The following is a 20,400-nucleotide window of genomic DNA, read 5'->3' as shown; positions in this document are numbered from 1 at the left end:
TCCCTCCCCCTCATCGCTTCACATCTCGATGATGTACGGCGCCTTGTAAAAATTCTTCGAGCTCTCCCTCGTTTGGCAGTCCTTCCACATCCCCGTTTATCCCTACAACGATCGCCCCAACTGCATTTCCGCGCTTCACGACATCAGGAATCGACTCATTCCGTAAAAGCCCGCTAATCACTCCGGCTGCAAAACCGTCTCCTGCTCCTACCGGATCTACAAGTTGCGGCACGGCAAACCCTTTGACATATCCACTTTCACATTTAAACCGATAATACGCTCCTTGCTCCCCTAGTTTGATAATGACCAGCTTCTCGTTGCCAAAAAAGCGTGCGATCTCCTCGGGCGTGTTCCGGCCAGACAACCATTCGCCTTCGTCAAGCCCTGGCAAAACAACATCTGCTTCCGCCGCTATTGCCAGCAGTACAGGTCTTGCCTCTTCGAGCGTCCATAGCTTGAGGCGAATGTTAGGATCAAAAACGATTTTTACTTTGTATTTCTTTGCGATTTCTATAGCTTTAAAAACGGCTGCCCGGCAAGACAAGCTAAGAGCAGGGGTAATCCCTGTCAGATGAAGAAACTTCGCGCGGCCAATATACTCCTCATCCAAATCGTCCGGAGACAACAAACTAGCTGCTGATTGTTTACGGTAATAATATACTTTGATATCGGTGGACGAACGTTTTTCTTTGAAGAAAATTCCGGTCGGGGCTTCATCGGTATAAATACAGCGAGACGTATCAACTCCTTCGCCTCTCACAAATTTATGAATATATCTTCCGAATGGATCATTTCCTAGTTTGCTAAACCAACCGACAGAATGGCCAAGCCTTTGCAATCCGATGGCAACATTCGATTCCGCTCCCCCGATTTGCTTATAAAAATGGCTGCTATACTCAAGCGGAGTCATCGGTTCGGACGTCAATAAGACCATTGTTTCTCCGAATGTTACCACATCGAGTTCTTTCATAATGAGTCCCTCCGCGTATTCGCTTTACCTAGCGATATGAAAAACGGTTAGGTGAGATTAAAATGTTGGGCCGATTCTCCAAATGCCAAAATCATGCTGTTTTAAAATCTCAGATTTAGTCAATTTCCCTGAAGCAGTAAGAAGCAGTTCATCGAAAATCCTTCTTCCCACTGACTCAAGCGACTCTTTCCCTTCAATGATCGTACCGGCATTGATATCCATATTTTCTCTCATTCTTTCAAACATCGAAGTATTCGTCGCAATTTTAATAACCGGCGCAATCGGCGAACCGGTCGGCGTGCCGCGCCCACTTGTAAACAGAACAATTTGCGCTCCACCAGCCACCATCCCTGTCAGCTGTTCAATGTCGTGCCCAGGAGTATCCATCCAGACTAGTCCCTTTTTCGTTGGCCGTTCGGCATAATGAATCAACTCTTGCAACGGTCTCGTCCCGGCCTTGGCCGCCGCCCCGAGCGATTTCTCTTCAAGAGTTGTAAGCCCTCCTTTTCGATTTCCGGGGCTCGGATTTCCAGTACGAATATCTACTCCCATTGCAATCGCACGCTTTTCCATGGCCTCGATCACCTCGTACACCTTTTTAGCCACCCGGTCATCTACAGCCCGATTGGCTAGAAGGTGCTCTGCCCCAATCAATTCTGTCGTTTCCGCTAAAATGGCTGTTCCTCCTCGGTCGACGATCATATCGCTCACATATCCGACCGCTGGGTTAGCGGAAAGCCCGGAACATGCATCCGATCCCCCACATTCAGTTCCTACGATCAATTCGCTGACGTCAAACGGTTCGCGCACCAAAGCGGAAGCGTCTTGCACCATTTGAGCGGCAATTCTTGCCGCCTCAGCGATCGCGCCAAGGGTTCCTCCATGGTTTTGAATCGACACGAGCTCAACGGGCTTGCCGCTTTTGGCAATTTCCTGAGCCACGCTTCTTCCTTGGTGAGTTTCACAGCCAAGTCCCATCACTACTACACCGTACACATTCGGGTTCGTTCCCATGCCAACGTACGTACGGAACGTTTGTTCATAATCGGCTCCAACTTGAGCGCACCCATGCTGATGAATGAAGGAGACGGTACCGTGGACGAGCTCTGTCACCTGTTTCGCTGCTTGGGTCGCGCAGACAATCGTCGGCAAAATCAGCACATGGTTTCGAACTCCGACCCGGCCATCAGGGCGTCTATACCCCCAAAATTGAGCGGTCTCCATGCTCCTTATCTCCCCTTCCCCTTTTTCCTTCAACGTTATGCACGTGCACATGCTCCCCTTCCGCAATATCGCTAGAGGCGACGCCGATCACTTCTCCGTATTTCAAAATGTCTTCCCCTTTTTTGATCGACACAATCGCAAACTTATGACCAAACTCGATGTTTTGTTTTATCGTCATATCGTACTCTCGATCTTGACGAGTGACTTTGACTATGCTTCCCGCCGGAATATCGTCCAAGGCAGTAGCAACATTATCCTTTTGGTTTAATATAACGAACCGGTAAGAAGACATCGTATCGCTCCTTCCCCTCGTTCAAATCCCGGCATTTTCCATCACAACCGGAACACCCAATCCCTCAGCACCTAATTTAGATGTAACGGCTTCGGGATTATATTGTTCAATGATCCGCATGCCTAGTGCCGCCCGCCGAACTCTTTCCCGGCATAACTCAATGTTTACGGATTCCAAGTGTTTTCCAGATGGGTAGACATCCGGGTGATTGCGTAAACCGAACTTAATATAAACAGGTGCTAAAATGCGAATGATCTCTGGAATTTCATAATGTCTGATGAATCCGCCAAATCCATCAGGCGCTTCCACATATACATCGAGCGGCAGATCAACCGCTTGACGGATCGCCGCCAGCTTCGGCAAAGTTAAAGCAGTCGGAACATTGTACGTATCAGCCCCTAACTGCTCCATCAGCTTGATCGATACAGGGTTGGAAGCCATCATTTGCACTGACACTTTGACGACAAAATTTTGCGGCAAGATTCCTCGCTGTTTCATTTCCTTTGTCAGAAGCAGCAGCCCTTCATCCGCCACCAATGCCCCTCTTACCCCTAATTTCACCGCCCTCTTCAAATCTTCAATAGCATAGACTAACTGATCCATTCCTTCATGTCTAAGCCCAGCCGCTTTTCCAGAGGGAGTGAACGGCAGCGCACTAATATCCCACGTGCCTCTCGGGCCGACGAATAGGCTAAGCTCTATCCCACGGTTAGCACACATCTCACACATGTCACTAATCTCCTCATCCGTCAACAACATGATTCCACTCCCTTGCGACACCCGGTGAATCGTGACCCCTAGACGTTCTGCCTCTTCAAGAACAGCCTGCAACGCCCGCGGTCCTTCGACACTCGGAATTTCCACCCGATATTGCGCCCCGTCAGGGAACCGTTTGGAAGAAGTGGGGAGATCATAGCAATCTCCCGACGGATAGCCTAGCGATTCGAGAAACTCCCTCGTTTCTTTCATAAACATGTTTTTAACACCCTTTCATTTTCTGTTTTTCGGAAAAACAAGGCGATTCCTTGCCTCTCTATATGATTGAATGTTATTTTTATTCAGAAATATCCGGACATGATCTTCCAACTCATCACATTCCTTCACAGGCGGCCGCAACGCCGTATGTCGGCCAAGAATAAGCTGATGAACCGCTTCTTTAATGGCGATATATAACGGTTGGGAAAGCTCGTAAATTGCCATAAGCTTCAAGATTGATTCATTGGCCTTTAACGTCTCCTCATATTGTTGGGCATGAAAACTCTCAAACAACTGAACCGACAGCTCCGGCAGAAAAACAGCTGTGCCATTAATAGCACCAGCAGCTCCCATTTGCAAGGACGGAAGAAGAAGGTCATCGAAAGCAGCAAACACGGCGAAATCTTCTCTTTGTTCTTTAATACGGATCAATTGCCGAATATGCCCCAGCTTCTCCGTTGTATCTTTGATTCCTACAATATTCTCGTGCTCGACCGCCAACCTTAACACAAGATCAGGAGACAAATCCTGTCCAGTGAGCAAAGGGATATTATAAATCAACAACGGAATGCGAATGCTCTTCGCCACACTTGTATAGTAGTCATACAGTTGACGATCTGTATATTTCCAATAAAATGGGTTGACAACAAGCACCCCGCTCGCTCCTATTGATTCAGCATGTTGTGATAAATATATCGTCTCCTTTAATGAAGTTGAACCCGTGCCAATCAAAACCGGAACACGCCCATCTACGTATCGTACCATTCTTTCGGCGAAAACTTTTCTCTCCTCGAATGTTAAGGAGGAAAACTCTCCTGTGCTCCCCATATAGAGCAGCCCATGAACTCCCTGTTGGATCAAATAATCGGCAAGAAAATAGTTGGCTTCCCAATCAAACCCACGCTTCTCATCGAATAAAGTGACAACTGGGGGAATAATACCTTTCCACTTGCAAGCCATCCTCTCTCACCCTCTCATCATTTGGCTGCATCTTCCCCAATATAACGGGAAAGGCTAAAGCGGAAGCAAAAGAAAACATTCCAATGAATGTCTTTTGCCACCAGATGACTGGCTAAATCACTACTCTTCTAAAAATGCTGTATCCCTAAGAACAGACCTGCGATTAACGTCGAAACGACTCCCACCTCCATCCATCATTCTCCTTTTATCTTTTTTCTAGCCTGTTGAGCAGCTTCTGCGTAAACATCTAGAAACGCTGCTTGATGAGCGAGGGCTGCTTCTTTCACATCCTCATACTCTGGCATCTGCCTAATCACCTTTCCTTGATGAATGGCCTGTTTAACGCGAATATTCCCATACGATGTAGCAACAGACACGACCTCTCTCTCTAAAACCTTGCGCATCCAAATATCCTTTCGAATGCCAAGAGTCGTTGTCTCTTTCAGCACAAATTGCTCACACTGTTCTACATGAGGTGCTGAAGCCAAAACCGTTAACAGAACGCCAGGACGGTTTTTCTTCATAAAAACAGGAGTATAATATACATCGAGTGCTCCCTTTTGAAAAAGTCGATCCATCACATATCCAAGCGCTTCTCCCGGCATATCGTCGAGCTGGCACTCAAGAATATAAACGGTCTCTTCTTCTAAATGGGATGATGACAGACTATCCGCTCGTGCATGAGCCCCCTCTCCGATTACTACTCGCAGCACATTGGGTTGATCGGGCAAGTCGCGCGCCCCAGCGCCATATCCAATTGCTGATACTTTCATCGAAGGAAGAGGCCCGTATGAGTTCACTTGGCTTTTGATAATCCCAGCTCCGGTCGGGGTTGTTAACTCAAACGACAAGTGGCTAGATCGGATGGGCACGCCTTGAAGAATTTCTAACGTTGCCGGGGCTGGAACGGGATATGTACCATGTGCACAGCAAATCGACCCACATCCTAGCGGAACAGGGGCAGAAACAATATAATCGACATTAAGTTCCGTAAGGGCAACCGCTGTAGCGACGATGTCGACAATAGAATCAACAGCCCCCACCTCGTGGAAATGAACTTTTTCAACAGGCATGCCATGGATTTTTGCCTCGGCAACAGCGATGCAATGAAAAATTTGTTTGCTTCTTTTTTTGACTTCCGAACTTAACTCCGAGCGGCAAATCATATCGATAATATCAGAATAATGCCTATGGGCGTGATGGCTCTCATGGTCATGATGATCCATGGCACTCTCTTGCATCATCACCTCGAATTTTGTAGCATAAATCCCCTTTTTTACTACTCTATCCCATCGCAATTGATAGCCTGACAATGGCAGTTTTTTCAGTTCCGCCTCAATTTTCTCCGGCGGCACACCCGCATCTACCAGAGCACCGACCGTCATATCACCGCTAATTCCGGAAAAACAGTCCAAGTACAAAATCCTCATTTTTCTTCTCTCCCTAACGTTTTGGCCTCGGCGACAGCCTGCTCAATAACAGCCATGATCGTAGCAGCGTAATATCCTGCGCCAAACCCGTTATCAATATTGACGACGGAAACACCGCTCGCACACGAATTCAACATGGTAAGCAACGCTGAGAGCCCTTGGAAACTAGCTCCATATCCCACACTTGTAGGAACAGCGATGACTGGTTTAGAAACAAGCCCGCCGACTACGCTGGCAAGCGCTCCTTCCATCCCAGCAACGACAATGACGACACTCGAACGCTCAATCATCTCGATGTTGTCGAGTAATCGGTGAATACCCGCAACGCCTACATCATATATTCGCTTCACTTTGCATCCTAATAATTCAGCCGTTACTGCCGCCTCCTCGGCGATAGGAACATCTGACGTTCCTGCGCTGACAACTGCGATATACCCGTGTTTTTTTGTTTCTACATAATCCTGGGAAATCCAATAGAAAATATGACAATCATCTCTGTATTGAAAATGTTCCTTTGGATAGCGCGCTTTGAGAGTAGCCATTAGGTAAGATGCTTTTTCTGAATCAACACGTGTAGCAAACACCTTTTGATGGAATTTCATTAATCGTTCAAAAATACCAAGCAAATGTTCCTTTGATTTCCCCTCTCCAAAAATAATCTCCGGAAATCCTTTTCTTCTCTCCCGCTGAATATCTAAAGTGGCATATCCGATATGATCATAGGAGGCTAGTGTTCGATATGCCTCCTCTACTGAAATGCTTCCTTCTTTTAACTTGTTCAACGTTTCTTTTATAATTTCGCTCATTTCATCATTTCCTTTTCTAGCATCTCATTCATGCTTCCAGACTTATATCCTCTAAGGTCAAGAGTTACATATAAAAAGCCTAACTCTTTCAGTTTATGATAGATCGCCTGATGATACTTGATCGCCATCTCCATTTCTTCCGGCAACACTTCGATTCTTGCTATTTCTCCATGGTGGCGGACACGAATCTGGCGGAAGCCGAGATTTAAAAGGAACTCTTCCGATTGATCAAGCTGCTCAATTTTCTCTTTTGTAATTTTTTGTCCATAAGGGATGCGGGAAGATAAACAAGCAAACGACGGTTTATCCCATGTTTCCAGTTCCATTTCTTTCGATAGAATACGAATCTCCTTTTTGTAAAGCTGCACTTCTTGAAGCGGACTCCGCACTCCGAGTTGTCTAGCTGCCTGAAGTCCTGGGCGGTATTCGCCTAAATCATCCATATTGGAACCATCAACAACAGTGTACATGTGGCCATATTTGCGAGCCAATTCCCCTAAATGAGTGTACAAGTTGTGCTTGCAATGGAAACAGCGATGGAGGTCGTTTTTGACAAAATCCTCGTTCTCCAGTTCATGAATTTGGATTTTTATATGTTTGACTCCTATTTGTTCAGCCAGTTTAGTCGCATGTTGTACTTCACGAGCCGGAAATGTTTCGGAAACAGCAGTCACAGCCAGCACTTGATCACCAAGCGCCTCTTTTGCCATTGCTAATAAAAATGTGCTATCTACCCCGCCGGAAAAAGCAACCAATACATTTCCCATCTCCTTGAGAAGATGAACTAGCTGTTCCCGCTTTTGCCATAAATGTTCTGCCAACCTGCTCTCCCCCTTTCTGTTGTGGCCGTCTCTAAACTTTTTGACAAGAAGGTGCCCCAAGGAAATGGGACACCTATTGTTATCGTCCAAAGCGCATGAAAATCATCATCGAGGTATTTTTTCTGCGCAATTAAGCTTTTACAAATACTGTTTTGATCGATGTGAAAAACTCGATAGCTGCCTGCCCTTGTTCCCGTGAATGGGAGCTTGATTGCTTCATTCCGCCAAACGGCGCTTGAAACTCGACTCCTGCCGTTTCTGCGTTCACTTTGATCAACCCTGCCTCAATGTCCTTGATGAATTCCAAAGCATTCCCAATATTCTTTGTGTAAATCGAGGCACTCAACCCGTACTCTGTATCATTCGCCAGTTTAATGGCCTCTTCAATACTGTCGACTTGAATCAACGCCAGCACAGGGCCGAAGATTTCTTCGCGGGCAATCGTCATCTGAAGATCCACATCTTCAAAAATCGTTGGCTCGACAAAAAAGCCGTTGGCCAGTTCTCCTTCGAGGCATCGGTTTCCACCGTAAATAAGCTTGGCTCCTTCGGACTTTCCTTTCTCAATATAGGACAAAACCGTATGGAACTGCGATTCGCTCGCGCACGGCCCCATCCATGTTTCAGCGTCCAGTCCGTTTCCAATTTTCAGCTGCTTCACCCGTTCGAGAAGTTTTGCTTTAAACGGTTCATACACTTCCCGTTCAATAAAGACGCGGCTCGTCGCTGTACATTTTTGACCCGTCGAACGCAAACCGCCGCTGATCGTTCCTTCGACCGCCAGATCCAAATCAGCATCTTTGGCCACAATGACCGGGTTCTTTCCGCCCATCTCGAGCTGATATTTGGCCCCACGTTCAAACGCCGCTCTCCCCACTTGCTTTCCAACCGTGTTCGAGCCGGTAAAGGTGACGCCATCAATATCCGGGTGGTTCGCAATCCCTTGGCCAACGACCGATCCGGATCCGCACACCATATTAACGACCCCTTTTGGGAAACCTGCCTCATGGAAGCATTCGATCACTTTCGCCGCCGTCACCGCCGTTTCGCTGGCCGGTTTGAGCACGACGGTATTCCCATATACAAGCGCCGGCGCCATTTTCCAGATCGGAATTGCCACAGGGAAATTCCACGGCGAAATGACCCCAACAACTCCGAGCGGAACACGGGTCGTAAACAGGAGCCCCTCGCTGTCGCTTGATGGGATCACATCACCGATTTTTCGTGCTCCTTCCCCCGCATAGTAACGCAATATATGCACGCCTCTCATCGTCTCCGCTTTCGCTTCCGCAAGCGTTTTCCCCATTTCCCTTGTCATTGTTTCGGCAATGTCCTGGAGACGTTGTTCTAAAATGTGAGCCGCTTTGTACAAATACTCTCCTCTCTCGACGCCGGACCGTTTCCACCATGATGTTTGCGCCTGCTTCGCTGCGGTTACCGCCTCGTTGACATCCTCTAACGTCGAGCGTTGAACATATCCGACGATGTCATGGCGATTGGCCGGATTGATGCTCGGTTCTACGTTGTTGCTCACTGAACTGACCCAATTGCCGTTAATGTAGTTGAAATACGTTTTGATTTCTGTTTGTACCTTCATCTTCTCTTCTCCCCTTCTCCTTTTATCGTTTATTTTTAGTTGGCCACTGCCTGTTGGGCCAACGATTGAACTGGATTGGACAACACCCCGATCTCAGGGATCTCAATTTCAATCCGATCCCCTTCTTGGAGGGTGAACTGGTTAGGCGGAACAATGCATGTGCCCGTTAATAATACAGTGCCATCAAACACCTCATTATCGCGAATCAAGAAAGAGACTAACTCATCGTATCTTCTTTTCAACTGTCTTGTATTCGCACTTTCTTCCACAACAAGTTGGTCGTTGCGGTAAATCCGGCAAGTCATTTGCAGGTTGTATGGATCTTCTACCGTCTCCGCCAGGCGGATGGCAGGTCCAATGGCGCACGAATGTTTCCATATTTTCGCCTGCGGCAAATACAGCGGGTTTTCCCCCTCGATATCCCGGCAGCTCATGTCGTTTCCGATCGTATACCCGACAATTTCGCCTTCCCTTGTGATCACCAACCCTACCTCGGGCTCAGGAATTTGCCAGTTCGAATCACTTCGCAAATAAATGGGAGCGTTCGGGCCAATCGTTCGGGCTGCGGTGGATTTAAAAAAGATCTCCGGCCTTTCCGCGTGGTATACCCGGTCGTAGCACGTCTCCTGTCCGGTTGTTTTTTCAGACGTTTCATAGTTCCTTGCCTCACGGCTTTTTTCGTAGGTGACTCCCGAAGCCCATACCTCAGGAGCGACAACCGGAACGAGCAAATTCAGCTCAGCCACCTCTTTTTCAATCCCCCGTTTTCCGCTGATGAGCGTTTGGATGTAGCGGAACGTAGACAGTTGGTGACGCTTTGCCTCACGAACCACATCCATAAACTCAGTAAACGGAAGCGGATGCACAGCATTGTCATCCGTCACTGCAGCCAATACAACACACGAATCCTCGACATAGCGAATCACTCTCATAAAGCCTCTCCCCTTATTACTTGTTTTATATTAAAAAACTCTGTTTTATCATTTTGTTAGAAAGAAATGGCCATATTACACAGACAAATGGCCATGTTGGACATATCCCATTTCTGTCGAGATCTGTTCCGCTGCCCTTTGCAGCAGCTGAATTTCTTCGTTTAGCACAGTATCATTTACTTTGGCAGAAGGCTGGGACATGCTGATCGCTGCAATAACATTCCTCGAATGGTCACGAATCGGAACAGCGACACAAGTAATTCCCGGTTCATTTTCCTCTCTATCCAAAGCATAGCCGCTGCTCCGAACTCGTTCGAGTTCTTTAAGGAATTCCTCTTCACTAGTAATTGTATTGGCGGTATGGCGCTTATACACATAGCCATTTAAAAGTTCTTTAAGTTCCTTATCACTTTTGAAGGCCACCAGCACCTTTCCTACCGCACTGCTGTGAATAGGAACTCTCCTTCCAATTCTTGAGTACAAAACTGTTCCGGACGTTCCCTCTACCTTGTCGATATAAATTCCTTCTTTTCCATCGAGAATAACAAGATGCACCGTGTTCCCTGTTTTCATCGAAATGTCAATTAAATATTTCTTGGAAACAGAGCGAATATCGAGATGACGAATCACTAAGTTTCCTCTCTCAAACAGCTTCATGCCTAACCGATATTTTCCGTTCTCTGGATTTTGCTCAATATAATGGTGGTGCTGCAGCGTTTTCAGCAACGAATGTACCGTGCTTTTATGAAGCTGCATACGTTCACTAATATCGGTAATTTTGAGTTCAGTCTCGTACTCGTCGAACAAATCTAAAATACGAAGAGCTCGATCGACTGCTTGGATTAATGGCAATGCTTTCACCCTCTTTTCTAGAAGTTTTGCGGACTATGCAATCAGGGAATTTGCCTTGGTTCTATTATAATACAGGAGGGTGAAAAGCTCGAATCACTTCGGTCCACCCGTTATGATTTTTTCACTGTTGGAAGAATGATATCCTTTTTGTAATCATATACCGCCTCTTCGGCAATGTGGAGCGGAACAACGCCATGGGCAGCGTCGGTATGTCCGATTAGCCGGTTGCTTGCTGCAATGCGCCGTTGACGTTGACGCATGTTGGCCATGCGTTGATTGGCGATTTCTTCTCTTTCCTGTTTCACCCCTTCAAACTCGAATACAAGTTTCCCATGTTGGAACGCCCCTTCATTGACGAATTCGATTTTCCGTTCGCGAAGGCCAATATATAGGAGATCTCCTGTCTTTAAGTACAAAATCCCTCCCCCGCGAATCGCTTCGGGAGTCATGTGCCCGATAGCCGCCCCATATGTGACACCGGAGTAACGCCCGTCACTGATCAGAGTGGCAAGCCGTTTTAACTGGCGGTTCGCATTAATATGCTGCATCGGGGTGAACATTTCTGGCATGCCGAACGCTTCCGGTCCTTGGCCAGCGATGACTACTGCGATTTTTAACGCCCCTTCTTTCACCATCGCATCAAACAAATCATCATATTCACGATGTTTCCATTCCTCAAACCAATGCGGGGCGTTATGTTTCAATGCAGCGATCAAGCTTTGATGACGGAAGCAACGGCTCTGCTTCAACTTTTCAAGCAAGTGAACGTCGAGCAGCCCCTCATTCGCCTCATCCTCGTTTTCATAATACAGGACAAAGGCAATTTTCTTGTCAAACTCATCAATTTGTTTTGTCGACATACCGCTGATTTTCACGACCGCACTTTCAAAAAAGTTCCCTGATAGAACGTCGACGCCGCTAAACGGCCGTCTCGGCTTAGACAAAATGATCGGGTTGTTTTCGACGTTCTCGGCTGACAACTGCGCTTGATTGACGGCGAGTCTTTCCCGCCAAGTCGTCCCGGTGACAGTTGGGGCATCGATATCCATCGGCACCCCATTACTCATTAATTCATGGAATACGGTTTCCATTCCCCTTATTTTCCCGCTGCAGCATTGAACCGCCAACGCGAAAATATCTCTTCCTTCCGTTAAACTGTAGTCAAACAAATCAGGAACCGGTACTTCATGGTGGATGCGGTCGTACTCCCACAAATCGAACCGATATCCCCCATACAGCATGGCTGCCACAATATGCATCATAATGTTCGTTGATCCGCCGGTGGCGCTATGAATGCGAATCGCGTTTTTAATATTGGCCGCCATAAGATTGGCCACACCATACACCGGATCATTCATTAAATCGACAAAGCTGTCGAGGGCCGCGTTAATCTGTTCTTGTGTCGGCGGGGCCGTCAACAGTTCCAAAGCAGGATGGACCAAGCCTAATCCGGCGATTAAATGCCGAGAGCTGTTGCCGGTTCCGTTAAAGGCGCAAACGCCGCCCTGGCTGTCACATGTCGCTACAGCCAATCGTTTTTCATAGTCTTCGTGCTGCTCTTTTGTAATGATTCCTTTTCCTCTTGCCCGCTCAAGCACTCCTTGAAAAGCTGTGTTGGAAGAACATTGTAAAATATATGCCAGTGCATCCCGCAAATCATACGCGATGTCTTCTTCCCCGGCTAATTCCGCCCGTCGGGCGACTTCCTCCAGTTCGGCATACAGCTTGGGTGGGATCGTCCCTCCTTGTAATACATGGGCTGGCGCAAAGGTGGCGAAGAAAGGCGCCTCTCCTCGCTCCCGACGGACACGGTCAAGATGTGCCAAAGCGCTGACGACGCCGAGCGGCTGCTTGTCGCATCCTTGAATGACAAAAGCACCGTGGTAGCTATGGGCTTCCAACTGGTTCACGATCATTTGCGCCACCGCATTGCGACTTTGCAGCGAATAGCTCATTCCTTGGTTGCTCTGCGCCGTTCCGTCGCACATGACCGGTGTCGAAAACTGAAACGGCACTCCCCCGTTTTGCCAAATCCGAATGGCTGCCCGGGCAATCGTTTGAAAATCCATGATGTGCGCGGGATGGTCCGGCGATCCCCCTATGATCGCAATCCGGGGGGCGTTGTGGTGCAGCCGATCGTAGATTTCCTCTAACGTCCAGTCTGGCTGCATCCCTTTTAACTCGGAACCTAAAATTTGTTTTGAACGGTCGAGCAATCCGGCTACACATATTGGCTCATTCGCCTTCCCTTGAACATTATCGCGGTATGGGTTGATCTGGCTTTCAATACGTGGATAAACAACCGCCGCCATTTCAAATCCTCCTCGCCCCATATGATTTAATTTGAAAAGTCCATCGCCATTGGCGCTGATAAAATCTCAATTCCTTCTGTTCGATATGCCTCATCTAAAAGACTTTCAGAAATCCAAATCTCCCTAAGTGCCAATGTATTTTTGATCCTGACCATTCTTACTTTTTTGATATCAAAGGCATTACATGTTTTAATCGCTGCTTTCACTGCCAGTTCTTCTGTGTCTAAGAACATGGGCAATTTGACGACGGAGACGACCGTGCTTGTCAGAGCGTTTGCATACCCTTTTTCCCAGATGATCTGTTCTTTTACTTTTTTGGTTGTAATATCGGCTAGACCGATTCCGTTGGCATTGCCATCTGTTTTTTCCGACAGCCCCAACACGACGATCCGCGCAATGTCCGGACCGCCGCTTGCATAAGGGGTCGCATACCGACCTGTAATGTTTGGGTCCATTCCGTCTCCGGAAATATCTTTTCCGATTTCATCGACGACAAGCACGTCAATCGGGTTAAACATAATTCTCGGCATAAGCGATTTGGCCTCAATGAGCAGTTCAGGCTCCACCGTTTCAAATTGCTCAGCTGGCACCGTCACAATTTTGGCGGGACGGTCATACGCATTCTCTAACACTGCAACGCCAAAAATAATCGGCGCCTTCTGTATTACAATTTTCGCCATATCCACCACATGCCGTGCCATGTATTTGAAACTATACTGATGGGCTGCTTCCGCACCTTTTTGCTTGCCGAGACCAATCGTAATCATCTTCATCAACCCGCTTTCAACAGGTCCACGAAACGCTGTATGGGGCTTGACCCGATTGACGACGATAATTTTGTCTGCTTCGTATGCCAGTTTGTCTATGTAGACAGGCAGTCCATTTTCCAACCTTCCGACTTTAACAACATCCATATTTGAACGGATCGGCGCCCTAACAAACTCTTCCGTCACCCCTAAATGGGCCAACACCTCTTTCTGCCCTTCCGCTGTCGCCCCACCGTGGCTCCCCATTGCCGGCACGATAAACGGGTTGCCGCCCGCCTGCTTGACTGCGCTCACGACTTCCCGGACAATCGTCGGTATATCGGCAATCCCGCGGCTTCCGACAGCGATGGCGACTTGGTCGCCTGGGGAAATCCGCTCGAGGACGTCAGCCTCCTTGATGCTTTGGCGGACTGCCTCAGGAACATTGGAAATCTCCGGGGCATAGAAATGTTGTCTTACCTTTACCATTTTAGGAATGGGAATATGTTTGAGCATATCATTAATGATTTTCATCTATTCTTCCCTCAACCTTTGAATTGTTCGCTCGATCCTTAGCACATTTTAGAAAGGGAGAGGGCAAATACAGCTCATTGCCCCCCCTCGACCTAACAACCACCAACTTCACTACTGCTTACTGGCGAATTTTATCCAACTCGTTGTATAGTTCGTTTACAAGATCGTCTCCGAATTTTTTTGCATATGTTTCAACAACCGGTTGAATGATTTCCGCCATTTTTTGACGTTCTTGATCGCTAATTTCATTAATTTTTACGCCTGTCTTTTTCAACTCATCCAATGCTTTTTGATCCTCTTCCCGGCTTAGCTGCCGTTGATATTTCCCTGCTTCGATGGCAGCTTCCTGCAAAATCTTTTGTTCCTCAGACGACAGCGTATCCCAAAACTTCTTGCTAACAAGGAACACAAACGGAGTATAAACGTGTTTGGTTAAGCTTAAATGTTTTTGCACTTCGTAAAACTTGTTCGACTTAATCGTTGCCAACGGATTTTCTTGACCATCAATCGTATGGCTTTCCAATGCAGTGAACACTTCCGAGAAAGGCATTGGCGTCGGATTGGCACCAAGTTCTTTAAACGCATCAATATGCACTTCGTTTTGCATTGTCCGTAATTTCAATCCTTTAAAGTCATCCGCTGTCTCGATAGCACGTTTGCTATTCGTTACATGACGGAATCCGTTTTCCCAATAGCCAAGTCCTACCAATCCATATTCAGGCAGTTTTTCCAATAGTTTTTGGCCTATCGGTCCGTCCAAAATGGCATCCGCTTCTTCGGGTGTGTTAAAGAGAAACGGAAAATCAAAAATACCAAATTCCTTCATAATTCCAACCAATGGCGAAGTAGACGGGATCGTGATTTCTTGTGTGCCGGCTTGAAGCGCTTCCGTCATTTTTAAGTCATCGCCCAAAGTAGCGCTGAAGTATGTTTGAACTTTTAATTTTCCGCCACTTTTCTGCTCAACAATCTCTTTGAACTTAAGCAATCCTTGGCCTTCGGGATGGTCTTCGTTTAGGCCGATGCCCGCCTTTATTACCCGTTGTTGGATCCCCTTGTCTGTACCGCTCCCTTGGGTCGTTCCTGAGCTGCAGGCAGTCAAGAAAAGCAACCCCATGGCCATACAGCCAGCCATCATCTTTCTAAGTACATTCCTCTTTTTCATCGGTTTCAATCCCCCTAGTTATAAATGGCATTTATCAATTGCCCGCAAACCACTCAAGTGGCACAGTGACGAGCGATGGGAAGAAAATGAGCAACAGAAGCAAAAGCGTTTCCGCTAATAAGAACGGCCAAATCCCCTTCAGAATGTCTTCCATCCCGATTTTCCCGACTCCGCAGGCGACGTTTAGCACCGTACCAACCGGCGGGGTGAGCAACCCGATGCTGCAGTTTAGAATAAACAGCACCCCGAAATACACCGGATCGATCCCTGCTTTTTCGATAATCGGCATAAGCACCGGAGTTAAAATAAGCACCGTCGGCGTCAAATCCATCGCCGTCCCGACCAACAACACCAGCGCATTAATGGCTAACAAAAGCACCAACGGATGTTCTATAAACGGCGCCAACACATCCGTGACAATGGACGGAATATTGGCAACTGTGATCAGCCACGCTGACACCATAGCTGCTGCCACCAAAAACATGACGACGCTCGTCGTTTTTGACGCGGCCACGAGCACATGGAACAAATTCCGGATTTTCAGTTCCCGGTAAATGCACAAACCGACAAACAGGGCGTAAAAAGCGGCTACTACCGCAGCCTCTGTCGGCGTAAACACTCCTCCGCGAAGCCCACCGACGATAATCACCGGCAACAACAGCGCCCAAAACGCTTCACGAGCCGCCTGCCAAATCTCTTTCGCCGACTGGCGTGGAAGCACTTCCAATTGATCTCTCCGGGTCACCAGCCACCAGCAAACCGCCAAGATAATCCCAAGCAAAATGCCTGGGACGATGCCGGCCATAAACAGCTTCGTAATCGACACCCCGCTAGTCACCCCGAAAAGGATCATCGGAATGCTCGGCGGAATGATCGGAGCAATGATGCCCCCGGCGGCAATGAGGCCTGTCGAACGGTTGCGATTGTATCCAGCCTTGACCATCATCGGGATGAGAATGGCGCCGAGCGCTGCCGTGTCAGCTACCGCGGAACCAGACAGGCCGGCAAATAAAACGCCAGCGATAATGGCAACATACCCCAACCCGCCGCGGATGTGGCCGACAAGCGCCAAGGCAAAGCGGACGATCCGCTTTGAAATGCCCCCAGCGTTCATCAACTCCCCAGCGAGAATAAAGAATGGAATGGCCATCAGCGGGAAGTTGTCCGCTCCGCTGATCAAGTTTTGGGCGATGATTTGTGTATCAAAAATATTCAGGTAAAACATGAGTGCAACCCCGCTGACGAGCAACGCAAACGCAATCGGCATCCCGATCGCCATCACGCCAAGGAGCGATCCGATAAACACAACTAACGCCATCTACCTCTCACCTCCAACGGCGTCCTGTTTTCGTTCCTGTGGCAGCTCTGTTGCCTCACTGTGAGCAACGGCGATGATTTCTTCTTCCGATTCTTTCATTCTCGTCAGCTCATCAATCGCTTCGGGACGAAACAGCGCCTGATAAATATGAAACAAAGTGACGATGCCCATGCCAATACTCACGACAAGCCCGGTTCCATAAATAAACGCCATCGGCAAGCCGGTCGCCGGAGCCCGGCTTCCGATACTGCTGAGCGTAATTTTCCAGCTTCCGTCAAGAAGCAAGTAGAGCACGTAAAGGATGATGGCATTGCTGATGATAAAAACAACCTGCTTGGCGCGGGGCGGTAGTTTCTTCAGCAAGATGTCGACGCCCAAATGGTTGTTATCCTTTAAAGCACCAATAGCTCCAAAAAACGACAGCCAAATAAAAAGGAAGCGAGACATTTCTTCCGACCAGGTGATACCGGAGTTGAATCCGTACCGCAACACAACGTTGCCGAATACTAAAATACACATAAAGGCAAGCGCTACCGCCATCAATACATTCAACGTGGTATCTAATATTTTCCCGATTCTTCTTAACAATTTAATCACCCTTTTAACTGTAGCCTGGTTTATTTCGCCTCTGCTTTGATTCTCTTATACAGGTCTTCGGCCCAATCGTATTTCTTGAACAGCTCATCATACAACGGCTGTACTGCTTCTTCCATTTGTTTTACAAACTTATCATCAGGAGTGGTGAACTTAATGCCATGTTCTTGTAAAAACTTCTTGTCTTCTTCGTAGCTTTTTTCCATCAACTCAAATTCATAATCTGCCGCCTCTTTGGCTGCTTCTTGAATGATTTTCCGCTGTTCGTCAGTCAAGCTGTCCCAAAACTTTTTATTGACCACATACACATTCGGGCTAAACATATGTTTCGACTCTAATACATCCGTTTGAACTTCGTACCATCCCGAAGCTCGTAATGTGGCGATTGGATTATCCTGTCCGTCTACTACCTTTTGCTCTAAGGCGGTGAAAACTTCCGAAATCGGTAGCGGGGTGACGTTTGCTCCTAGAAGTTTCCCGATCGTAATATAATTCGGAATGTTCGGCATTCGCAGACGTAATCCTTTAAAATCTTTGATTGAGTCGATCGTTCTATTCGATGAAAACATGCGAAATCCATTTGCACTCCACGCCAACGGAACAACACCATGTTTTGTCTCGAGTTCTGCGGTGATTTCCTCCCCGATCGGGCCGTTCAGCACGTTCTTTACATGTTCAAAATCTTTGAATAAAAATGGCCATTCTGGAACTCCCATTTTCGCGATATCATTTTGCATAATCAATCCCGGAATCCCCATTTCAATTGTGCCGTTGCGAACACCATTGTAGAACTCCTGCTCTGCCCCTAACGCACTGTTAGGGTAAATCTCCACTTTGAGACTTCCTCTAGATTTTTCCTCAACTATTTTTTTAAACTTTTCACGCAAGGCGACATTTTGCGGGTGATTTTCAGCAAAATAGTTGGCTACTTTAATCACTTTGGCTCCACCTGATCGTCCGTTTCCGGCTGTCGATTTTGTGGTTTCTGAGCTTCCACAACCTGAAAGCAGCAAAAGCAGTACAGTAAAAAATAGAAAGAGAATTGCCCTCCTCTTCACTAACTATCAACCCCTTTCTAACTTGTTTTTATATTAAGATTGAAAAGACAACCCACGGCAAATTTTTAAGCGCTTTCAAAATATACTTTTTATGACTCCATAGCACATAGAAAGGGAACTATTCGGATGGACATAAACATTTCAGTAGTTTTATATAGTAAAACATGGTTTTGAAAAAGATATAAAAAAATATAGTTTTATATTATAAAACTATATTTTTTAATGTAATACAATTCAACCGTTGTTTTTATATTAATTCAAATTTTCTAAATAGTCAACAGATAGAATGAGTTTTTTTTTCACTCAACTTTTATATATAACGTTAGGTTATAATCCTTATTCGAAGCTTATTACGAGAAACCTAGAAAAGATGCAACCCTGCTTTTCAACATACTTTTTCATATATTTATAAAAAATGCCATCCTCCCGAATACCCTCTGGTCTTCGAAAGGATGGTCTCAATCTTTTCTTATAGTGCCTTTTTACGCCAAAATCCCCTCGATTTTCTCAAGCACCTCTTCGCTAAGCACCACATCGACCGCCTTGACGTTTTCTTCCACTTGTTCCGGACGGCTGGCGCCGATTAAGGCGCTGGCAACGTTCGGTTGGCGCAACACCCAAGCGAGAGCAAGCTGCGATAACGTAATGCCGAGCTCAGCAGCGACTTTTTCCAGCTGTTCTACTTTTATTAACACTTCGTCATTCAAGAATCCTTGGATAAACGTGTTTGCTTTCGGATCGGCGGCGCGGCTGTCAGCCGGCAACGCTTGTCCTCGCTTGTATTTGCCGGTCAACACCCCTTGCGCAAGCGGTGAGAAGACGATTTGGCTGATGCCGTTTTGTTCACATACCGGGATGACTTCTTTTTCGATGTACCGATGGAGCATGTTGTACTGTGGCTGATTGACAACGATCCGGTCAAGCAAGTAGTGATCGGCTACGCCGAGCGCTTCTTGAATTTGCTGAGCTGTCCATTCGCTGACGCCGACATAAAGCACTTTCCCTTGGCGGACGAGATCATCGATCGTGCGCAGCGTTTCATCGACCGGCGTCTCTTTGTCATAACGATGGCAGTAGTAAATATCCACGTAATCAAGCTGCAGCCGTTTTAAGCTCGCATGAAGCTGCTCAAACACATGTTTGCGCGACAAGCCGCGGTCATTCGGTCCGTCGCCCATCGGCCAAAACACTTTCGTCGCGATGACGTACGACTCACGCGGATATTTGCGCAGCGCCTCGCCGACAATCTTTTCCGCTTCCCCGCGTGCATACACATTCGCCGTGTCAAACGAGTTAATCCCAAGCTCATACGCTTTGTCAATGACGCGGACCGCCGTTTCTTTTTCCACCGAGTTGCCATATGTAAGCCAGCTGCCTAAACTGATTTCACTCACTTTGAGCCCGGTGCGGCCGAGTTTTCGGTACTTCATTTTCCTTCTCCTCCCCTTTAATGCAATCAATGCCAAACAGATTACTCTCTCATTATAATCCTCAGCTGTTTCTTTGCAAAGGAATTTGCCTGACTATTCAAAATGATCAATGAAAGGGAAACTGACGCTGCATCCTCCGGCCGCCTACGGAAACGAGCAAAGAAGCACAATGAATGGAACAGCACATCCCGTGGGCTCATCTTGCAGACGTTTCCCCCTCTCTTCCCTCGGCCTCACCGATGATAGTAACCTGACATGTGAGCACTTCGCGTCAAGGTCGTTCGATTTTGCGGATATCCGTCAGTACATGAAAAAGCTCCAATGAATATATAGAGAGACAGAATGCCTCATGAATGTACGGAGGTTTTTCATGACTTTTTTCTC

Annotated in this window: 19 protein-coding genes; 1 reads left to right on the top strand and 18 read right to left on the bottom strand. The window is 47.2% G+C overall.

Going from position 1 to position 20,400, the window contains the following annotated elements; translation table 11 throughout:
• Positions 1 to 10 precede the first annotated feature (10 nt).
• The 18 genes from DSM465_RS0115225 to DSM465_RS0115140 form a co-directional block, all read right to left on the bottom strand.
• Complete coding sequence (locus DSM465_RS0115225; protein WP_029761722.1) at positions 11 to 970, bottom strand: sugar kinase; 960 nt, start codon at positions 968 to 970, stop codon at positions 11 to 13.
• A gap of 57 nt (positions 971 to 1,027) precedes the next feature.
• A complete protein-coding gene (locus DSM465_RS0115220; RefSeq protein ID WP_029761721.1) occupies positions 1,028 to 2,194 on the bottom strand; it encodes a UxaA family hydrolase in 1,167 nt (388 codons plus the stop codon).
• On the bottom strand, positions 2,166 to 2,486 hold the full coding sequence (locus tag DSM465_RS0115215; protein WP_029761719.1) for a UxaA family hydrolase: 321 nt from the start codon (positions 2,484 to 2,486) through the stop codon (positions 2,166 to 2,168). The genes DSM465_RS0115220 and DSM465_RS0115215 overlap by 29 nt, the downstream gene beginning before the upstream one ends.
• Positions 2,487 to 2,507: 21 nt before the next feature.
• Complete coding sequence (locus tag DSM465_RS0115210) at positions 2,508 to 3,461, bottom strand: U32 family peptidase (RefSeq protein WP_011887568.1); 954 nt, start codon at positions 3,459 to 3,461, stop codon at positions 2,508 to 2,510.
• 15 nt (positions 3,462 to 3,476) lie between these two features.
• Positions 3,477 to 4,421 carry a dihydrodipicolinate synthase family protein gene (locus tag DSM465_RS0115205; RefSeq protein WP_029761718.1) on the bottom strand — a complete coding sequence of 315 codons (945 nt, stop codon included), beginning with the start codon at positions 4,419 to 4,421 and terminating at the stop codon, positions 3,477 to 3,479.
• Between the two features lie 194 nt (positions 4,422 to 4,615).
• Positions 4,616 to 5,851 (bottom strand): nickel pincer cofactor biosynthesis protein LarC, encoded by a 1,236-nt coding sequence (larC, locus tag DSM465_RS0115200; protein WP_029761717.1) that lies wholly within the window; start codon positions 5,849 to 5,851, stop codon positions 4,616 to 4,618.
• Complete coding sequence (gene larB / locus DSM465_RS0115195) at positions 5,848 to 6,657, bottom strand: nickel pincer cofactor biosynthesis protein LarB (RefSeq protein WP_029761716.1); 810 nt, start codon at positions 6,655 to 6,657, stop codon at positions 5,848 to 5,850. The genes larC and larB overlap by 4 nt, the downstream gene beginning before the upstream one ends.
• Positions 6,654 to 7,478 (bottom strand): ATP-dependent sacrificial sulfur transferase LarE, encoded by an 825-nt coding sequence (gene larE, locus DSM465_RS0115190; RefSeq protein ID WP_029761715.1) that lies wholly within the window; start codon positions 7,476 to 7,478, stop codon positions 6,654 to 6,656. The genes larB and larE overlap by 4 nt, the downstream gene beginning before the upstream one ends.
• Positions 7,479 to 7,608: 130 nt before the next feature.
• Complete coding sequence (gene gucD / locus DSM465_RS0115185) at positions 7,609 to 9,075, bottom strand: alpha-ketoglutaric semialdehyde dehydrogenase GucD (protein ID WP_008879968.1); 1,467 nt, start codon at positions 9,073 to 9,075, stop codon at positions 7,609 to 7,611.
• 35 nt (positions 9,076 to 9,110) lie between these two features.
• Positions 9,111 to 10,007, bottom strand: coding sequence for a fumarylacetoacetate hydrolase family protein (locus tag DSM465_RS0115180; protein ID WP_011887571.1), 897 nt, complete (start codon positions 10,005 to 10,007; stop codon positions 9,111 to 9,113).
• A gap of 75 nt (positions 10,008 to 10,082) precedes the next feature.
• Positions 10,083 to 10,859, bottom strand: a complete 777-nt coding sequence (locus DSM465_RS0115175; protein WP_011887572.1) for an IclR family transcriptional regulator — start codon at positions 10,857 to 10,859, stop codon at positions 10,083 to 10,085.
• A 110-nt stretch (positions 10,860 to 10,969) separates the two neighbouring features.
• Complete coding sequence (locus tag DSM465_RS0115170; RefSeq protein WP_029761714.1) at positions 10,970 to 13,171, bottom strand: dihydroxy-acid dehydratase domain-containing protein; 2,202 nt, start codon at positions 13,169 to 13,171, stop codon at positions 10,970 to 10,972.
• A gap of 26 nt (positions 13,172 to 13,197) precedes the next feature.
• Entirely contained in the window at positions 13,198 to 14,451 is a 1,254-nt protein-coding gene (locus DSM465_RS0115165; protein WP_029761713.1) for a nickel pincer cofactor-dependent isomerase, group 22, read from the bottom strand.
• A gap of 118 nt (positions 14,452 to 14,569) precedes the next feature.
• Positions 14,570 to 15,616 carry a TRAP transporter substrate-binding protein gene (locus DSM465_RS0115160; RefSeq protein WP_029761712.1) on the bottom strand — a complete coding sequence of 349 codons (1,047 nt, stop codon included), beginning with the start codon at positions 15,614 to 15,616 and terminating at the stop codon, positions 14,570 to 14,572.
• Positions 15,617 to 15,650: 34 nt separating this feature from the next.
• On the bottom strand, positions 15,651 to 16,934 hold the full coding sequence (locus DSM465_RS0115155) for a TRAP transporter large permease subunit (RefSeq protein WP_029761711.1): 1,284 nt from the start codon (positions 16,932 to 16,934) through the stop codon (positions 15,651 to 15,653).
• A complete protein-coding gene (locus tag DSM465_RS0115150) occupies positions 16,935 to 17,474 on the bottom strand; it encodes a TRAP transporter small permease (protein WP_369802845.1) in 540 nt (179 codons plus the stop codon).
• Positions 17,475 to 17,551: 77 nt separating this feature from the next.
• Positions 17,552 to 18,586: a TRAP transporter substrate-binding protein gene (locus tag DSM465_RS0115145; protein ID WP_029761710.1), complete on the bottom strand. Its 1,035-nt coding sequence runs from the start codon at positions 18,584 to 18,586 to the stop codon at positions 17,552 to 17,554.
• 482 nt (positions 18,587 to 19,068) lie between these two features.
• A complete protein-coding gene (locus DSM465_RS0115140; protein WP_008880654.1) occupies positions 19,069 to 20,016 on the bottom strand; it encodes an aldo/keto reductase family protein in 948 nt (315 codons plus the stop codon).
• A 109-nt stretch (positions 20,017 to 20,125) separates the two neighbouring features.
• On the opposite strand from DSM465_RS0115140, the gene DSM465_RS20315 reads away from it, so the two are divergent.
• Positions 20,126 to 20,341: a DNA-binding domain-containing protein gene (locus DSM465_RS20315; protein WP_108437982.1), complete on the top strand. Its 216-nt coding sequence runs from the start codon at positions 20,126 to 20,128 to the stop codon at positions 20,339 to 20,341.
• Positions 20,342 to 20,400: the final 59 nt, after the last annotated feature.

It is taken from the genome of Geobacillus thermodenitrificans subsp. thermodenitrificans DSM 465, assembly GCF_000496575.1.
GTDB classification, from domain to species: domain Bacteria; phylum Bacillota; class Bacilli; order Bacillales; family Anoxybacillaceae; genus Geobacillus; species Geobacillus thermodenitrificans.
This window is presented reverse-complemented; position numbering and strand designations above follow the sequence as displayed.

Coding starts and splice junctions, on each gene's coding strand:
- DSM465_RS0115225 (WP_029761722.1), bottom strand. CDS start 970: ATGAAAGAACTCGATGTGGTAACATTCGGAGAAACAATGGTCTTATTG.
- DSM465_RS0115220 (WP_029761721.1), bottom strand. CDS start 2,194: ATGGAGACCGCTCAATTTTGGGGGTATAGACGCCCTGATGGCCGGGTC.
- DSM465_RS0115215 (WP_029761719.1), bottom strand. CDS start 2,486: ATGTCTTCTTACCGGTTCGTTATATTAAACCAAAAGGATAATGTTGCT.
- DSM465_RS0115210 (WP_011887568.1), bottom strand. CDS start 3,461: ATGTTTATGAAAGAAACGAGGGAGTTTCTCGAATCGCTAGGCTATCCG.
- DSM465_RS0115205 (WP_029761718.1), bottom strand. CDS start 4,421: ATGGCTTGCAAGTGGAAAGGTATTATTCCCCCAGTTGTCACTTTATTC.
- larC (WP_029761717.1), bottom strand. CDS start 5,851: ATGAGGATTTTGTACTTGGACTGTTTTTCCGGAATTAGCGGTGATATG.
- larB (WP_029761716.1), bottom strand. CDS start 6,657: ATGAGCGAAATTATAAAAGAAACGTTGAACAAGTTAAAAGAAGGAAGC.
- gucD (WP_008879968.1), bottom strand. CDS start 9,075: ATGAAGGTACAAACAGAAATCAAAACGTATTTCAACTACATTAACGGC.
- DSM465_RS0115180 (WP_011887571.1), bottom strand. CDS start 10,007: ATGAGAGTGATTCGCTATGTCGAGGATTCGTGTGTTGTATTGGCTGCA.
- DSM465_RS0115170 (WP_029761714.1), bottom strand. CDS start 13,171: ATGGCGGCGGTTGTTTATCCACGTATTGAAAGCCAGATCAACCCATAC.
- DSM465_RS0115165 (WP_029761713.1), bottom strand. CDS start 14,451: ATGAAAATCATTAATGATATGCTCAAACATATTCCCATTCCTAAAATG.
- DSM465_RS0115160 (WP_029761712.1), bottom strand. CDS start 15,616: ATGAAAAAGAGGAATGTACTTAGAAAGATGATGGCTGGCTGTATGGCC.
- DSM465_RS0115155 (WP_029761711.1), bottom strand. CDS start 16,934: ATGGCGTTAGTTGTGTTTATCGGATCGCTCCTTGGCGTGATGGCGATC.
- DSM465_RS0115150 (WP_369802845.1), bottom strand. CDS start 17,474: ATGGCGGTAGCGCTTGCCTTTATGTGTATTTTAGTATTCGGCAACGTT.
- DSM465_RS0115140 (WP_008880654.1), bottom strand. CDS start 20,016: ATGAAGTACCGAAAACTCGGCCGCACCGGGCTCAAAGTGAGTGAAATC.
- DSM465_RS20315 (WP_108437982.1), top strand. CDS start 20,126: ATGAAAGGGAAACTGACGCTGCATCCTCCGGCCGCCTACGGAAACGAG.